This is a genomic window from Micromonospora sp. NPDC047527, assembly GCF_040643015.1.
In the GTDB taxonomy this organism is placed as follows: Bacteria; Actinomycetota; Actinomycetes; order Mycobacteriales; family Micromonosporaceae; genus Micromonospora.
In genome coordinates, this window is record NZ_JBEYTK010000002.1 from 752,296 (window position 1) to 766,167 (window position 13,872).

15 protein-coding genes are annotated in these 13,872 nt (G+C 73.0%); 4 read left to right on the forward strand and 11 right to left on the reverse strand.

Features of this window, described 5'->3' with window-relative positions:
* Window positions 1-8 precede the first annotated feature (8 nt).
* On the forward strand, window positions 9-2,258 hold the full coding sequence (locus ABZ808_RS12370) for a heavy metal translocating P-type ATPase (RefSeq protein ID WP_357004364.1): 2,250 nt from the start codon (window positions 9-11) through the stop codon (window positions 2,256-2,258).
* 75 nt (window positions 2,259-2,333) lie between these two features.
* Complete coding sequence (locus tag ABZ808_RS12375) at window positions 2,334-2,507, forward strand: CsbD family protein (RefSeq protein ID WP_357004367.1); 174 nt, start codon at window positions 2,334-2,336, stop codon at window positions 2,505-2,507.
* A gap of 59 nt (window positions 2,508-2,566) precedes the next feature.
* Here the strand turns inward: ABZ808_RS12375 and ABZ808_RS12380 are convergent, their stop codons facing one another.
* The 10 genes from ABZ808_RS12380 to ABZ808_RS12425 form a co-directional block, all read right to left on the reverse strand.
* Window positions 2,567-3,208 (reverse strand): class I SAM-dependent methyltransferase, encoded by a 642-nt coding sequence (locus ABZ808_RS12380; RefSeq protein WP_357004370.1) that lies wholly within the window; start codon window positions 3,206-3,208, stop codon window positions 2,567-2,569.
* Between the two features lie 83 nt (window positions 3,209-3,291).
* The gene (locus tag ABZ808_RS12385; RefSeq protein WP_357004373.1) at window positions 3,292-3,924 is read right to left on the reverse strand and encodes a dihydrofolate reductase family protein; all 633 of its coding nucleotides are present in this window, start codon (window positions 3,922-3,924) and stop codon (window positions 3,292-3,294) included.
* A gap of 35 nt (window positions 3,925-3,959) precedes the next feature.
* Window positions 3,960-5,204, reverse strand: a complete 1,245-nt coding sequence (locus ABZ808_RS12390) for a DUF6596 domain-containing protein (RefSeq protein WP_357004376.1) — start codon at window positions 5,202-5,204, stop codon at window positions 3,960-3,962.
* Entirely contained in the window at window positions 5,201-5,557 is a 357-nt protein-coding gene (locus ABZ808_RS12395) for a YciI family protein (protein ID WP_357004868.1), read from the reverse strand. The genes ABZ808_RS12390 and ABZ808_RS12395 overlap by 4 nt, the downstream gene beginning before the upstream one ends.
* Before the next feature lie 148 nt (window positions 5,558-5,705).
* Entirely contained in the window at window positions 5,706-6,950 is a 1,245-nt protein-coding gene (locus tag ABZ808_RS12400) for a DUF2786 domain-containing protein (RefSeq protein WP_357004378.1), read from the reverse strand.
* A gap of 282 nt (window positions 6,951-7,232) precedes the next feature.
* Window positions 7,233-7,508, reverse strand: a complete 276-nt coding sequence (locus ABZ808_RS12405; protein WP_357004381.1) for a hypothetical protein — start codon at window positions 7,506-7,508, stop codon at window positions 7,233-7,235.
* 257 nt (window positions 7,509-7,765) lie between these two features.
* Entirely contained in the window at window positions 7,766-8,107 is a 342-nt protein-coding gene (locus tag ABZ808_RS12410) for a hypothetical protein (RefSeq protein WP_357004384.1), read from the reverse strand.
* Window positions 8,108-8,111: 4 nt separating this feature from the next.
* The gene (locus tag ABZ808_RS12415; RefSeq protein WP_357004385.1) at window positions 8,112-8,561 is read right to left on the reverse strand and encodes a YbaB/EbfC family nucleoid-associated protein; all 450 of its coding nucleotides are present in this window, start codon (window positions 8,559-8,561) and stop codon (window positions 8,112-8,114) included.
* A gap of 108 nt (window positions 8,562-8,669) precedes the next feature.
* Window positions 8,670-9,815 carry a CaiB/BaiF CoA-transferase family protein gene (locus ABZ808_RS12420; protein WP_357004388.1) on the reverse strand — a complete coding sequence of 382 codons (1,146 nt, stop codon included), beginning with the start codon at window positions 9,813-9,815 and terminating at the stop codon, window positions 8,670-8,672.
* Window positions 9,805-10,965: an acyl-CoA dehydrogenase family protein gene (locus ABZ808_RS12425; protein WP_357004391.1), complete on the reverse strand. Its 1,161-nt coding sequence runs from the start codon at window positions 10,963-10,965 to the stop codon at window positions 9,805-9,807. The genes ABZ808_RS12420 and ABZ808_RS12425 overlap by 11 nt, the downstream gene beginning before the upstream one ends.
* A gap of 180 nt (window positions 10,966-11,145) precedes the next feature.
* On the opposite strand from ABZ808_RS12425, the gene ABZ808_RS12430 reads away from it, so the two are divergent.
* The gene (locus ABZ808_RS12430; RefSeq protein WP_357004394.1) at window positions 11,146-11,784 is read left to right on the forward strand and encodes a TetR/AcrR family transcriptional regulator; all 639 of its coding nucleotides are present in this window, start codon (window positions 11,146-11,148) and stop codon (window positions 11,782-11,784) included.
* A 9-nt stretch (window positions 11,785-11,793) separates the two neighbouring features.
* On the opposite strand, the gene ABZ808_RS12435 is transcribed toward ABZ808_RS12430, so the two are convergent.
* Entirely contained in the window at window positions 11,794-12,642 is an 849-nt protein-coding gene (locus ABZ808_RS12435; RefSeq protein ID WP_357004397.1) for a zf-HC2 domain-containing protein, read from the reverse strand.
* A gap of 72 nt (window positions 12,643-12,714) precedes the next feature.
* Between ABZ808_RS12435 and ABZ808_RS12440 the strand changes: the two genes are divergently transcribed.
* Window positions 12,715-13,755, forward strand: coding sequence for an SAM-dependent methyltransferase (locus tag ABZ808_RS12440; protein WP_357004400.1), 1,041 nt, complete (start codon window positions 12,715-12,717; stop codon window positions 13,753-13,755).
* Window positions 13,756-13,872: the final 117 nt, after the last annotated feature.

The window sequence follows — 13,872 nt, forward strand, 5'->3', positions numbered from 1 at the left end:
ACCAGACGATGACCACCACCAGCAGACCGCTGCCCGAGGCGCCGAACCGGATCGAGCTGGCCATCGGCGGGATGACCTGCGCCGCCTGTGCCGCCCGGATCGAGAAGAAGTTGAACCGGATGGACGGGGTCAGCGCCACCGTCAACTACGCCACCGAGAAGGCGACCGTCCGGTACGTCGACGACGTCACGCCGGACGACCTGATCGAGACCGTGCAGAAGACGGGCTACACGGCGGCTCTGCCGTCGCCGCCGGCCACCACCGAGGAGCCGGTGGACCCGCTGCGCGGGCCGCGTACCCGCCTCTGGGTCTCGGCGGCGCTCAGCGTGCCGGTGATCATGCTGGCCATGGTGCCCCCCTGGCAGTTCGACTACTGGCAGTGGCTGTCGTTGACCCTGGCCGCCCCGGTGGTGGTCTGGGGTGGGCTGCCGTTCCACCGGGCCGCGTGGACCAACCTGCGGCACGGCGCGGCGACCATGGACACCCTGGTCTCACTCGGCACCCTGGCCGCGTTCGGCTGGTCGCTCTGGGCGCTCTTCCTCGGCGACGCCGGCATGCCCGGGATGACGCACCCGTTCCGCTTCGACATCACCCGCAGTGACGGTGCCGGCAACATCTACCTGGAAGCGGCCGCCGGGGTGACCGTGTTCATCCTGGCCGGCCGCTACTTCGAGGCCCGATCCAAGCGGACCGCCGGTGCCGCCCTGCGGGCCCTGCTCGAACTCGGCGCCCGGGACGTGGCGGTGCTGCGGGACGGCGTGGAGACCCGGATCCCGGTGGACCGGCTCGCCGTCGGTGACCGGTTCGTGGTCCGCCCCGGCGAGAAGATCGCCACCGACGGGGTGGTCGACGAGGGCACCTCCGCCGTCGACGCCAGCATGCTCACCGGTGAGTCGGTGCCGGTCGAGGTCGGCCCCGGTGACGGCGTGGTCGGCGCAACGATCAACGCGGGCGGACGGCTGGTCGTCACCGCCACCCGGGTCGGCGGGGACACCCAGCTCGCCCGGATGGCCGACCTGGTCGAGCAGGCGCAGAGCGGCAAGGCGGCCGTGCAGCGGCTCGCCGACCGGATCTCCGGCGTCTTCGTGCCGATCGTCATCACCCTGGCCGTCGGCACGCTCGGCTGGTGGCTCGGCACCGGGGCCGGCTCGACCGCCGCGTTCACCGCCGCCGTGGCCGTGCTGATCATCGCCTGTCCCTGCGCGCTCGGCCTGGCCACCCCGACCGCGCTGCTGGTGGGCACCGGCCGGGGCGCCCAGCTCGGTGTGCTGATCAAGGGACCGGAGGTGCTGGAGTCGACCCGCCGGGTGGACACCGTCGTGCTGGACAAGACCGGCACCGTGACGACCGGCCGGATGACGCTGGTGGACGTGGTTCCGGCCAGCGGCGAGGACCGGGCGGAGCTGCTCCGGCTCGCCGGGGCGGTGGAGGCCGCCTCCGAGCACCCGATCGCCCGCGCGATCGCCGCCGGTGCCGCCGAGGCCGGCGCGCTGCCTCCGCTGACCGACTTCGCCAACCTGGAAGGGCTGGGCGTGACCGGCACCGTCGACGACCGGGTCATGCTGATCGGCCGGCCCCGGCTGCTGCGTGAGCGCGGGCTCGACGTACCGCCGGAGGTCGAGTGGGCCGTGCGCGACGCGGAGGCCGCCGGGCGTACCGCGATCGTCGCCGGCTGGGACGGGCGTGCCCGGGGCGTGCTCGCGGTCGCCGACGTGGTCCGGCCGACCAGCCGGGCGGCCGTGACCCGGCTGCGGGCCCTGGGGCTCACCCCGGTCCTGCTGACCGGGGACAACACCACCGTGGCCCGTGCGGTCGCCGCCGAGGTGGGCATCGACGAGGTGATCGCCGAGGTGCTGCCGGCCGGCAAGGTCGACGTGGTCAGGCGGCTCCAGGCCGAGGGGCGCTCGGTGGCGATGGTCGGTGACGGGGTGAACGACGCCCCGGCCCTGGCCCAGGCCGATCTCGGGCTGGCCATGGGCACCGGCACCGACGTGGCGATCGAGGCGTCCGACCTCACGCTGGTCCGGGGCGACCTGGATGCGGCGGTGGACGCCATCCGGCTGTCCCGGCGCACGCTCGGCATCATCCGGGGCAACCTGTTCTGGGCGTTCGGCTACAACGTGGCGGCCCTGCCGCTGGCCGCCGCCGGGCTGCTCAACCCGATGATCGCCGGTGCCACGATGGCGTTGTCCTCGGTGTTCGTGGTGGCCAACAGCCTGCGCCTGCGCCGGTTCCGTTCGGCCGCTGGCGATCTGTGACGGTGGTAATGGTTGGACCGGAGATGCCCGGGGTACTTCTGGTGGCGTAGCGACGCTCGCAATGGAGGTTCGCAAATGGGTATCGACGACAAGATCAGCAACAGCAGCGAGAACGCGGCCGGCAAGCTGAAGGAAGGCGCCGGTCGGGCCACCGACAACGAGCAGCTTGAGGCCGAGGGCCGTGCGGATCAGTCCACGGCCAAGCTCAAGCAGGCCGGCGAGAAGATCAAGGACGCCTTCAAGAGCTGACGTACGACGTAACCGCACGCCGGGCCGGTGATCACTCACCGGCCCGGCGTGCTGTGTGTTCAGGGGCGTCGTGTGGCGCGTACGACGACGTCGTGCAGCGCGGCCTCGTGGCCTCCGGGGCCGGTCACCGCGCGGCGGTGCTCCTCGGCGGTGGTGATCTCCCACCTGGTGCTGGCCAGGCCCGCCGTGATGTCCGCGAGGGTGACCGATGCCTCGGCGGGAGGGTGCTGCCCGTGCCCGTGCGCGCCCGGTGCGTGCAGGTGCCCGACGATCAGGAGGGTGCCGCCGGGCGCCACCCAGGCGGCGATGCGGTCGTAGAAGGCCAGCTGCGGCATCGCGGGGTGCGCGTAGTGCGTCGTGACCAGATCGAACCGCGCACCCGGCTCCCAGACCGTCAGGTCCGCCTCGACCCACCGCACGCGGTCGGACACCCCGCTGTCCGCCGCGCGCTCGGCGGCACGGGCGAGGGCGTCGGAGGCGATGTCGACCGCGGTGACCTGCCACCCGTGGGAGGCGAGCCAGATCGCCTCGGCGCCGGCGCCGCACCCGGCGTCCAGTGCGGCACCCGGCACCAGGCCGCTCGTCTCCTGGGTGAGATAGGGGTGTGCGGGGCTGCTGCCCATCGCCCCGGGGCCGTCGCGGTGCGCCTGGTGCCAGTGCCGATCCCAGTAGTCCTTGTCGAATTCGTGCTGCTCGGCCATCGGGCTGCTCCTTCGCGTGTCGCCTACGACTGTGGCCGGAGGCGGAGCGATTCGCAAAGTATCTTGCCGAAATGGCAAACCGATCACCGCAGGACGCGGTAGCTCACGTGCGTGACGGTCGGCCCGGCCACCACCGCCACCTGCTCAAGGCGCGGCGCGATGCCGTCGAAGAGTCGCTCGCCGGCCCCGAGCGTGATCGGCACCAGGTGCAGTTGCAGGGTGTCGATCAGCCCGGCGGCCAGGTATTGCCGCACCGTGCTCGCCCCGCCTGCGATGGACACCTGCCTGTCGCCCGCCGCCGCTTGTGCCTGCCGCAGCGCCGACTCGATGCCGTCGGTGACGAACCGGAACTCGGTGCCGCCCTGCATCACCAGCGGCGCCCGGAGGTGGTGGCTGAGCACGAACACCGGGGTACGGAACGGCGGGTCGTCGCCCCACCAGCCCTGCCAGCTCTCGTCCCAGTCGCCGTCCCCACCGCCGAACATCTTCCGACCCATGACGTACGCGCCGATGTCGCGGGTCATCTCCTCGACGACATCCGCGTCGACACCCCGGTCACCGCCGGTCAGCCCGTGCTGCGCCCGCCAGGCGTCCAGGCCGAAGAACCACTCGTGCAACCGCAGGCCGCCCCGGCCCAGTGGATCCTGACGACTCTGCCCCGGCCCCGCCACGTACCCGTCCAGCGAGATCGACAGCTGACTGCTCACTATGCCCATGTCCATGTCCCTTCGACTCCGGCCAACGCCGGAACTCATCGCTGCGCGGCCAGTCGGGCGGCCCGCAACTCCAGATAGCGCTGTTCGGGCAGGCTCGTGGTGCCGCGCGCCGCCGCCAGGTACGCGTCCCGCGCCTCCCCGCCCTCCCCGGCCAGCTCCAGCAGATGGCCCCGAACGGCGGCGAGCCGGTGGTGCCCGGCGGTGCGCTCGTCGGCGTCCAGTGCGGTGAGCAGGGCGAGCCCGGCCCGAGGCCCGTCCACCATGGCCACCGCCACCGCCTGGTTGAGGGTGACCATCGGGTTCGGTGCGATCCGGGCGAGCAGCCGGTACAGCGCGACGATCTGCCGCCAGTCCGTCTCCGCGGCCGTCGGCGCCTCCGCGTGCACTGCGGCGATGGCCGCCTGGATCTGGTACGGACCGGGCGGCGACCAGGTCAACGCCTCGGTGATCAGTGCGATCCCCTCCTCGATGGCGGCGGCGTCCCAGCGGGTGCGGTCCTGCTCGGCCAGCGGCACCAGCTCCCCGTCCGGGCCGACGCGGGCCGCCCGGTGTGCGTCGGTGAGCAGCATCAACGCCAGCAGCCCGGCCGCCTCACCGTCGTCGGGCAGCAGCCCGCGCAGGATGCGGGCCAGCCGGATCGCCTCTCCGGTCAGCTCCGCCCGGTGCAGGTCCGGGCCACTGGACGCGGTGTACCCCTCGTTGAAGATCAGGTAGAGCACGCGGAGCACCGTGCGCAACCGTTCGTCCCGCTCACCCGGCGCGGGCATGGTGAACCGGGCGCCGGCCGCCTCGATCCGCTGCTTGGCGCGGCGGATCCGTTGGCTCATCGTCGCCTCCGGCACGAGGTGCGCCCGGGCGATCTGGGCGGTGCTGAGACCGCCGACCGCGCGCAGGGTGAGCGCCACCTGCGCCGAGCCGGTCAGCGCCGGGTGGCAGCAGAGGAAGAGCAGGGTGAGCGTGTCGTCGGCGTCCGCCACCGCCGGCTCCGCGTCGGCCGGTGGCGCGTATGTCGGCTCGCGCAGCGCCACCGCCAACTCCCGGTCCCGGCGGGCGCTCTCGCTGCGCCACTCGTCGGTGAGCCGGCGGGTGGCGACGGTGCGCAGCCAGGCGCGGGGATTGTCGGGTACGCCCTGCTCGGGCCACTGCGTCGAGGCGGCGAGCAGGGCCTCCTGGACCGCGTCCTCGCACCTGTCGAACTGGCCGTGCCGACGGACCAGCAGGCCGAGGACCTGCGGCGCGAGCGTGCGCAGCAGATCCTCGACCGTCCGGTCGTCGGTCACATCTCCGTCCCGGCCTCGTCCATGATCGCGCGGACCTCCATGGCGCCGCCGAAGCGGACGTCCGGCCAGCGGGCGGCGATCTCGGCGGCCCGTTGCGGGCTGTCGCAGTCGACCATCAGGTAGCCCGCGAACTGTTCCTTGCTCTCCATGAACGGCCCGTCGACGACCTCGGTGCTGCCGTCCACGCGCCGGACCGTCAACGTCTGCGCCGGGTTGGCCAGCGCCTGCCCGCCGACCAGTTCGCCGGTCTCGGTCAGCTCCTTCATGATCTCGTCGACCTCGCCGAACAGGGCGGTGCGGTCCTGCTCGGAAAGCTCCTCGGTGAAGCCGGGGCGGTTCCAGATCAGCAGCATGTACTTCACGGCGATGCTCCTCGCGTCCTGGTCGCACCCCGGCCGGGGTGCGGCTCACCGGAGGGTCGGAGCCGTCACTCCGTTCCCTACCGCGTACCGAAGAAAATCGCAGAAAGTCCCGCCGGTGGCGGTCCCACGCCGGGTGAGGTCAGCGCGGGTCGGGTCGGCCGGGCACCTGGCGGGGTTTGCGGGCACCGCCGACGTCCAGTGACGCGCGGTCGGCGGCCGAGGTGCCGGACGACCAGCCCTCGGCGTCGCGGACGCTGAGCCGGTGCCGGGTGACGCCGGGGAAGAGGGTGTCCAGCCGTTCCTGGACCGCCTCGCTCCGCGCGGCCAGCACCGGCAGCAACCGCTCCGGCCCGGTCGCCTTGGCCGCCGCCTGATCGGCCGCCTCGGTGGCCGTACGCAGCCGCTCACCGATTCGCAGCGCGAACGCGTTGAGGAACGACTCGTCCCACACCTTCGTGCGTCGCCCCGACCCCGGCCGGCGCTCGGCGCGCCCGCGCAGCATCGCGGCGGTGGCCTGGACCAGCAGCGAGGTGTAGAGCAACTCCACCGCCACCAGATCCGCCGGCCAGCCCAGCACGGTGGTGAACCCGAGATCATCGGACCAGACCGCCTCGCACCGGTTCGCCGCCGCCACCTCCTGCACCAGCAGCGCCTTCGCTCCCGCGTACGGGGTGTCGGTGCCCAGGCGTACCCCACCGGGCAGGTCGCCGCGCTCCGCGCCGGCGGCCAGCAGCGCCTCGTCGATGCTGTGCCGGGCGATCAACTCCTGAGCCTTGCCGGTCAGCGCCTCCGCCTCCGCCGGGAAGGTCGTCGACTCGGCCTTGGCCAGCAGCGCCCGTACCCGGTCCAGCATCGGTGACCCGCTCCGGGCCGTACCCGCCGGCCGGGCGGTCGCCGCGCCGGCCGACCCGGGTGGCGGGCGCAGCACCGCGATCGGCGGCAGGCTCTCCACCAGCGCCAGGGTGTCCACGGCCGTGCGGAGCGCGTCGGCCCGGTCCAGCCCTTCCCGGGCTGACCAGCCGGCCAGCACGCCCCGGTCGTCGGCCCCGGCGGTCAGCTCGCGCAGTTGCTCGTCCCACCAGGCCGGGACCGGCTCGGCCTGCTCGCGCCGCTGCGCGGCCATCGCGTCACGGAGCAGCCGGGCCGCCCGGGCGTCGAGCCGCCGGGTGGTGATCCGGTCCAGGTCGACCGGCTGCCAGCCACGCGGCCAGAGTCGCCCCAGGCCACGGAGCAGGCGACGCAGCAGGGCGGCATCCACCGCCGTGGTGCCGTCCGCCGCGCCGGTGCCGACCATCAGTTGGTCCAGCTGCCGTTCGGCCTGTCGTACGTCGGTGCCGCGCACCGCCGCGAGCGCGTTGGCGACGAGTTCGTCCGCGTCCGGCACGGGCACCTCCTTTTTTGGGTCCGCTGCCGACGGGGCTTTCCGGCCCGCCCCAGCTCCATGATCATGCCGCGAGCGGTGCCGAAGGCACGAAACGGGGGATGTTGCCGCCCGCACGCCCGCCCGCCCGGACTCGCGGGACGTGATCAACACCAGTTCCCCGAAGTTGCGGTATCCCACGAGCCGGATACCGCGATGTCGCCGACCTCGTGTTGACCTTGGCACGACCGACGTTCCCCGCCGGCCGATCAAGAGGCGCGCGTCCCTGGCGCGCGAACTTCCCGATCAACTCGAAGCGCGGGCCGACAGGGCGGTGGAGAGCCGGGTCAGGAAGGCGCGGATGCTCTCCTCGCTGTGGTGCGTCTCGGCCTGGTCGTTGAGGGGGCCCGAGTAGCGCAGCGCCTGGTCGAGCGCTTCCACCGTCTCGGCCCGGTCGCCCGGGTAGAGCCCGCCGACCACCCCGTCGGCGACCCGGGACACCACCGAATCGTCGAGCGTCCGGTCGAACTGGATCCCGTAGAGGATCCCGTTGACGTGGCCCTTCCAACTGTCCGTACCCATGCTCGATCTGCTCCCCTAGAAGATCTGGCCAGGATCGGGACGCGGGGCGCCCTCCACACCGCGCCAGGCCTGCTCGAACGCGCGGACATCGGCGCCCGGATTGGTCGCCACAACCGTCGCGGCACCCGCCTCCGCCTCACCCGTCGCCGTACGCAGCCGACCGGCGAACGCGAACCACAGCTGCGACGCCTCGAACAGCAGCTCCTCGTCGGCCAGTCGGCCAGGTGAAACCGACCCAGCCCAGAGCCTCGGCGAGCTCAGGAGGTAGCTGCATACCCACGGGGCAGCTCCATCCTGGTGAACAGTTCGGCGTTGGCGGTCTCGGTCGCCTCGTGCGCGTCGGCACCCTGGTCGAGGTTGGCGGCGGCCTCCAGCAACTGGTCGCCCATCGACCGGAACACGTCCAGCGCGTGCGTCAGCACCTCGACGTACACGGCGCCGAAGAGGGACCCCGCCTCGTCGGCGCCCCACGGATTACCCGCACCGTTCACCGTGGACTCAAGCCCGCTGACCTCCGCGCCCAGTTGCTGGCCGGTGGCGGCGAGCGCATCCGCCGCGCTGCGGAGAGCCTCGAGGTCGACCTCAATCCCGTCCGCCATGGGTTCAGCGACGATCCGTCCGGCGGGTCACCGCGTCGAGGTCGCCGATCATCTGCTGGAACCCGCGGAACGCGTCCTCCGAGACCCGTTCGAGCTGCTGGGACAGGGCCGCGCCGTCGGCGCTCGCCGCCGCCGTCAGCTCGACTCGGCGGGCGCGCTCGTCGGCCTGGGCCGCCTGGACCGCCTCCAGGACGTACTCGGCGATCGCGCTGGTGCCGGCGCGGGACAGGCCGGGGTCGATCACGAGGCTCCGCAGGCCACCGAACGCGGAGACCTCGGCCTGGACGAGACCGTTGCCGCCGACGCCCCGACCGACCATCTGCTCGGCGGTCGGTGCAGCCCGGTCGTCGTCGGCGTCCGGCTGCGCCGACGTGGCGGCCGTGGCCTGGCTCAGCAGACGCATCGCCTCTTCGAGCGACCGGCTCAGGCCGGACGGATCGATCCCACTCGCCATGCTCGTCCCCCTGCGACTCGCAGTCCTTCCCCGGGCAGCGACAGTACCAACGTGGTCATCGCGCTCGCGAGGCGCGAACATCCCCTGTGGATGACCGGGCTGCGGGAGTCACCGCCAGTCGGCGAGGATCGTGTCGACCGGCAGGGTGTCGCGCTCCGGGTCCGGTGCCGGAGCGGGCCGGCCGAGCGGCGTCCGACCGAAGCGCGGCGCCGGGGCCGGCTGGACCTCGCCGCCCACCTCCACGAACGTGCCCCGGGCCGCGTTGTGCGGATGCCGGTACGCCTCACCGGGTGCGAGCACCGGAGCGACGCAGGCGTCCAGGTCGGCGAAGACCGCCGTCCACTCGTCCCGGGTCCGCTCGGCGAACCGCTCGGTGAACCGCCCGCGCAGCTCGTCCCAGCCGCTCGGGTCGTACTGGGCGGGCAGGTCCGGCTCGTCGGCGAGGCCAAGGGCCGTCAGCAGCACGGCGTAGAAGGCCGGCTCCACCGCACCGACGGCCATGAACCCGCCGTCGGCGGTGGCGTACGTGTCGTAGAACGGCGCGCCGCCGTCGAAGATGTTGCGCCCGCGCGGGGCGGACCACGTGCCGGCGTGGAGCATCCCGTGCAGGAACGAGGTGAGCAGCGCCGACCCGTCGACCATCGCCGCGTCGACCACCTGGCCGACACCGGAGCGTTCCCGTTCCAGCAGCGCGGCGAGCACGCCCACCGCGAGCAGCATGCCGCCGCCGCCGAAGTCACCGAGCAGGTTCATCGGCGCGTGGGGGCGCTCGCCGGCCCGACCCAGCGGCTCCAGCGCCCCGGCCACCGCGATGTAGTCGATGTCGTGACCGGCCCGGGACGCCAGTGGGCCGTCCTGGCCCCAGCCGGTCATCCGCGCGTACACCAGTCGGGGGTTGCGGGCCTGGCAGACCTCCGGCCCGAAACCCAGCCGCTCGGCCACGCCCGGCCGGTACCCCTCGACGAGCACGTCCGCGCAGTCCACCAGGCGCAGCAGGTCCGCCAGGCCGGCCGGAGACTTCAGGTCAAGTGCGGTGACCCGCCGGCCACGCTGCAACGGACCGCCGGTCAACGCGGCCAGCCGCCCCGGGCCGGGGCCACCCGGCCGGTCCACCCGCACGACGTCCGCGCCCAGGTCGGCGAGCACCATGCAACCGAACGGCGCGGGAGCGAGACTCGCCAGCTCGACAACCCGCACCCCGGCGAGCGGCCCGCGCCCCGAAGCGCCCGGCCCGCCATGCGCCTCAGAGGACACGGGCGATCAGCTCCTTCATGATCTCGTTGGTGCCGCCGTAGATCTTCTGGACGCGGGCGTCGGCGTACATCCGGGCGATCGGGTACTCCGTGGTGTAGCCGTAGCCGCCGAAGATCTGCAGACACCGGTCGATGACCTCGCACTGGCCGTCGGTGAGCCACGACTTCGCCATGGCGGCGGTCGCCACGTCCAGGTCACCACGGTTGTGCCGGACGATGCAGTCGTCCAGGAAAACCCGGCTGACCCGGGCGCGGGTGGCGCACTCGGCGAGCACCATCCGGGTGTTCTGGTGCCCCATCAGCGGCTTGCCGAAGGCGGTGCGTTCCTTGGCGTACGCGACGGTCAGCTCGACCGCGCGCTCCATGGCGGCGACCGCGCCGACGCCGATGACCAGTCGCTCCTGCGGAAGCTGCTGCATCATCTGGATGAAGCCCAGCCCTTCGGCACCGCCGAGCAGGTTGGCCGCCGGCACCCGGAAGTCGTCGAAGAACAGCTCGGCGGTGTCGTTGCCGTGCAGCCCGATCTTGGACAGCAGTCGACCCCGGCGGAAGCCCTCCGGGTCGCCGCCGACCTCGCAGACCAGCAGGGAGATGCCGGAGGCACGCTGGTCGGGGTCGGTCTTCACGGCCATGATGATCAGGTCAGCCAGGCCACCGTTGGTGATGAACGTCTTCGCGCCGGTGACCAGGTAGTCGTCGCCGTCGCGCACCGCCCGGGTACGCATCGCCTGGAGGTCGGAGCCGCCGTCCGGCTCGGTCATCGCGATCGCGCCGACCAGTTCGCCGCTGCACAGGCCGGGCAGCCAGCGGCGCTTCTGCTCCTCGCTGCCGTACGCCACCAGGTAACCGGTGACGATGCCACTGTGGACGGCCAGCCCGAGGGTGCTCTCCCCGGTGTACGCCTGCTCGTGCAGCAGCACCGCCTCGTGGGTGAAGCCGCCGCCCCCGCCGCCGTACTCCTCCGGGACGGACAGGCCGAGCAGCCCCAGCGCCCCGGCGCGCCGGTAGTGCTCGCGGTCCGGGTGGCCCTGGGCCAGCAGGCGCTCGGTGTGCGGCAGCACCTCCTTCGTGAAGAAGGTGCGGGCCAGGTCGGCCAGGTCGTCGTGCTCCGGCTGCCGCCAGGGCGAGGGGGGACCGTCGGGCGTCGGCATGTCCATCACCCTCGCGCGCTGTTGGCAGCATGTCAACAACTCTTGATCCACTCGGCTTCCCTGATATCGGGCTATCAGCGGCATGGGGACACCCCGATTTCAGGGACGGCGAGTCGATCAAGGTACGGCGATGGTTCGCGTCGCGGGTCGACGCCGTGAGCTGCCGATAAGGTCGGGCAGATGAGTGTCGAGACGGCTCCGCGCCGCCGCCGTCTGGAGCCGGACGCCCGGCGCGGGCAGATCCTGGCCTGTGCGGTCCGGCTGTTCGGCGAGCGCCCGTACGCGGACGTGTCGACCACCGACGTCGCCCGCGAGGCAGGCGTCGCCCGGGGCCTGGTCAACCACTACTTCGGTGCGAAGAAGGACCTCTACCTGGAGGTCGTCCGGGTCATGGTGACCATCCCCGAGGTGGCCCTGGAGCGGCTGCCCAAGGGTGACCTGCGGACCCGGGTCGACGCCAGCGTCACCTGGTTCCTCGACGTGGTGTCCCGGCACAGCACCTCCTGGCTGGCCGCCGTCACCGCCCGGGGGATGGGCGGCGACGCCGACGTGGAGCGGGTGCTCGCCGAGGCCGAGGAGGTCGCCGCGGACCGGATGCTCGTCGCCGTCGGGCTGGCCGGCGAGGCGGAGCACCACGAGGAGTTGCGCGGAATGGTCCGGGCGTACTGCGGTCTGGCCACGTCGACCGCCCGGGAGTGGCTCCAGCGCGGCGCGCTCACCCGCGAGCAGGTGCACCTGCTGCTCACCACCACGCTGCTGACCATCGTCGAACAGGTCATCCCGCAGGTCATCGACGGGCCGGCTCGACCGCCGGGCTGAGTGCCCCGCTCAGGCCGCGCGCCGGTCGCCGCCGCGACCGGTGCGCGCCGCCGGGGCGGCCTGACCGGTGCGCGCCGCCGGGGCGGCCTGACCGGTGCGCGCCGCCGGTGCGGCGAATCGGTTGGCGGCCTGCCCCGGGTGCGGCTCGGAGCGGACCACCCGCAGCGGCTGATCCACCTCGTCGGCGCGGAACCGCCAGCGTGACGGCGCCGGTTGCCGCTGCGGCGCGGGTCCGCCGGGGCGCAGGCCGGGCCGGGACAGCAGCACGGTGATCAGGTAGCCGACCACCAGGAAGCCGTGGCTGACCAGCCGCTCCCCACCCACCGAGCCGGTGGCCAGGTCGTTGACCGAGAGCAGCAGCAGCGTGCCGACGAACGCGCTGAGCATCGGCAGCAGGCCGGCCGGCGGGCTGCGGCGTACCGCCACGAAGAGGAAGCCGGCACCCACCGCCACGTTCCAGGCGGCCGACTCGTGCCACAGGTGCTGGCCGGTGGGGTGCAGGTGGTCGGCGGCCGCGCCCCGGCCCACCTGGGCCAGGCCGAGCACCAACTGCACCGCGCCGAGCAGCCCGAGCGCCGCGCGCAGCCCGGCGACCAGTCGGCCGCGTCCCACCATGCGCCGCCACCACGGCTGGCGGGCCGGCGCCACGGCGGCGGCGGCCAGGATCGCCTCGGTACGGTCGGGCACGTCGGTGACCAACCGGGTACGCACCCGGCGCGTCACCGCGGCCACCGCCGTGAACCAGACCTGGCACTCGGCGCACCCGTCGAGGTGCCCCTGCGCCGCCGTCCGTTCGGCGGCGGTCTCCTCGCCGTCCAACTGCGCGGACAGAACCTCCCGCCACTGCTCACACCCCATGTACGGATAGTCGGTCCGGCCGCCGCTCCGGTTCCCGGCGACCAGGGCCGGTTGTGGAATACTCGCCGGACCATGACGCGCTACGGCCTGCTGATCCTGCCCGCCACCAACCGGGTGTACGCCCGTTCCGCCATCGACCTCACCCGGGCCGAGCTGGAGATCTTCGGCCGGTCGGCGCTCGACGGCAAGATCGGTGAACTGGACACCACGATCGTCGGCGGGGCGAACTACGTCACCTTCACCGGTGACGGGTTGACCGACCGGGATCTGGCCGCGCTGGGCAATCTCTCCGCCGGGTACGCGCTGTTCGAGATCGTCGGCGAGCTGTTGCGCCCGATCGAGTGGAGCCGGCTGGACCGCTACGACGACGACCTGCTCACCATCCAGAAGTACCCGGGCAAGACCAACGAGCAGTTCACCAAGCTGCTGCTCAACGTCACCCTGCTCGCCTCGGACTGGGCCGGCGAGCTGACCAGCCGGCGGTTCCGGGTGCTCGACCCGCTGTGCGGTCGCGGCACCACCCTCAACCAGGCCCTGATGTACGGCTTCGACGCCGCCGGGGTGGAGCGCGACCAGAAGGACGTCGAGGCGTACCGGGCGTTCATCACCACCTGGCTGAAGCAGAAGCGGGTCAAGCACCGGGTGCTGGAATCGGGGCCGGTGCGGCGGGAGCGCAAGGTCGTCGGCCGACGGGTGCGGATCGAGCTGGCACCGACCCGCGAGGAGCACAAGGCGGGCCGGACGCAACTGCTGGACGTGGTCAACGCCGACACCGCCCGGTCGGCGGAGTTCTTCCGCCCGGAGACCGTCGACCTGATCGTCGCGGACGCGCCGTACGGCGTACAGCACGGCAGTCGTACCGCCGATCAGGGTCTCTCGCGCGATCCGCTGGCGCTGCTCGCGGACGCCGCGCCGGTCTGGGCGCGGCTGCTGCGCCCCGGCGGGGCGCTCGGCATCTCCTGGAACACCCACGTCGCGAGCCGGGACGACGCGGCGGCGGCGCTTGCCGACGCCGGCCTGAGCGTGGTCGACGCGGAGCCCTACCGCGCGCTGCGGCACCGGGTGGACCAGTCGATCATGCGTGACGTGCTGGTGGCCCGCCGCCCGGCCTGACCCGCCTGCCGCAACACCCCGCCCCTGCACCCCCGGGCTGACCGCCCGCTTCGCACCGAATCTCCCGCGCCCGGCTCTGTGGGTGTTTTGTGTCGTTTTCCACCCATTTGATGGGCT

Excerpts from the sequence above, each read along its gene's own strand:
- ABZ808_RS12370 (WP_357004364.1), top strand. The coding sequence starts at position 9 with ATGACCACCACCAGCAGACCGCTGCCCGAGGCGCCGAACCGGATCGAG.
- ABZ808_RS12380 (WP_357004370.1), bottom strand. The coding sequence starts at position 3,208 with ATGGCCGAGCAGCACGAATTCGACAAGGACTACTGGGATCGGCACTGG.
- ABZ808_RS12410 (WP_357004384.1), bottom strand. The coding sequence starts at position 8,107 with ATGGCGGACGGGATTGAGGTCGACCTCGAGGCTCTCCGCAGCGCGGCG.
- ABZ808_RS12435 (WP_357004397.1), bottom strand. The coding sequence starts at position 12,642 with ATGGGGTGTGAGCAGTGGCGGGAGGTTCTGTCCGCGCAGTTGGACGGC.
- ABZ808_RS12430 (WP_357004394.1), top strand. The coding sequence starts at position 11,146 with ATGAGTGTCGAGACGGCTCCGCGCCGCCGCCGTCTGGAGCCGGACGCC.
- ABZ808_RS12405 (WP_357004381.1), bottom strand. The coding sequence starts at position 7,508 with ATGGGTACGGACAGTTGGAAGGGCCACGTCAACGGGATCCTCTACGGG.
- ABZ808_RS12425 (WP_357004391.1), bottom strand. The coding sequence starts at position 10,965 with ATGCCGACGCCCGACGGTCCCCCCTCGCCCTGGCGGCAGCCGGAGCAC.
- ABZ808_RS12415 (WP_357004385.1), bottom strand. The coding sequence starts at position 8,561 with ATGGCGAGTGGGATCGATCCGTCCGGCCTGAGCCGGTCGCTCGAAGAG.
- ABZ808_RS12375 (WP_357004367.1), top strand. The coding sequence starts at position 2,334 with ATGGGTATCGACGACAAGATCAGCAACAGCAGCGAGAACGCGGCCGGC.
- ABZ808_RS12395 (WP_357004868.1), bottom strand. The coding sequence starts at position 5,557 with ATGCTGCTGATCTGGAACCGCCCCGGCTTCACCGAGGAGCTTTCCGAG.
- ABZ808_RS12385 (WP_357004373.1), bottom strand. The coding sequence starts at position 3,924 with ATGGGCATAGTGAGCAGTCAGCTGTCGATCTCGCTGGACGGGTACGTG.
- ABZ808_RS12440 (WP_357004400.1), top strand. The coding sequence starts at position 12,715 with ATGACGCGCTACGGCCTGCTGATCCTGCCCGCCACCAACCGGGTGTAC.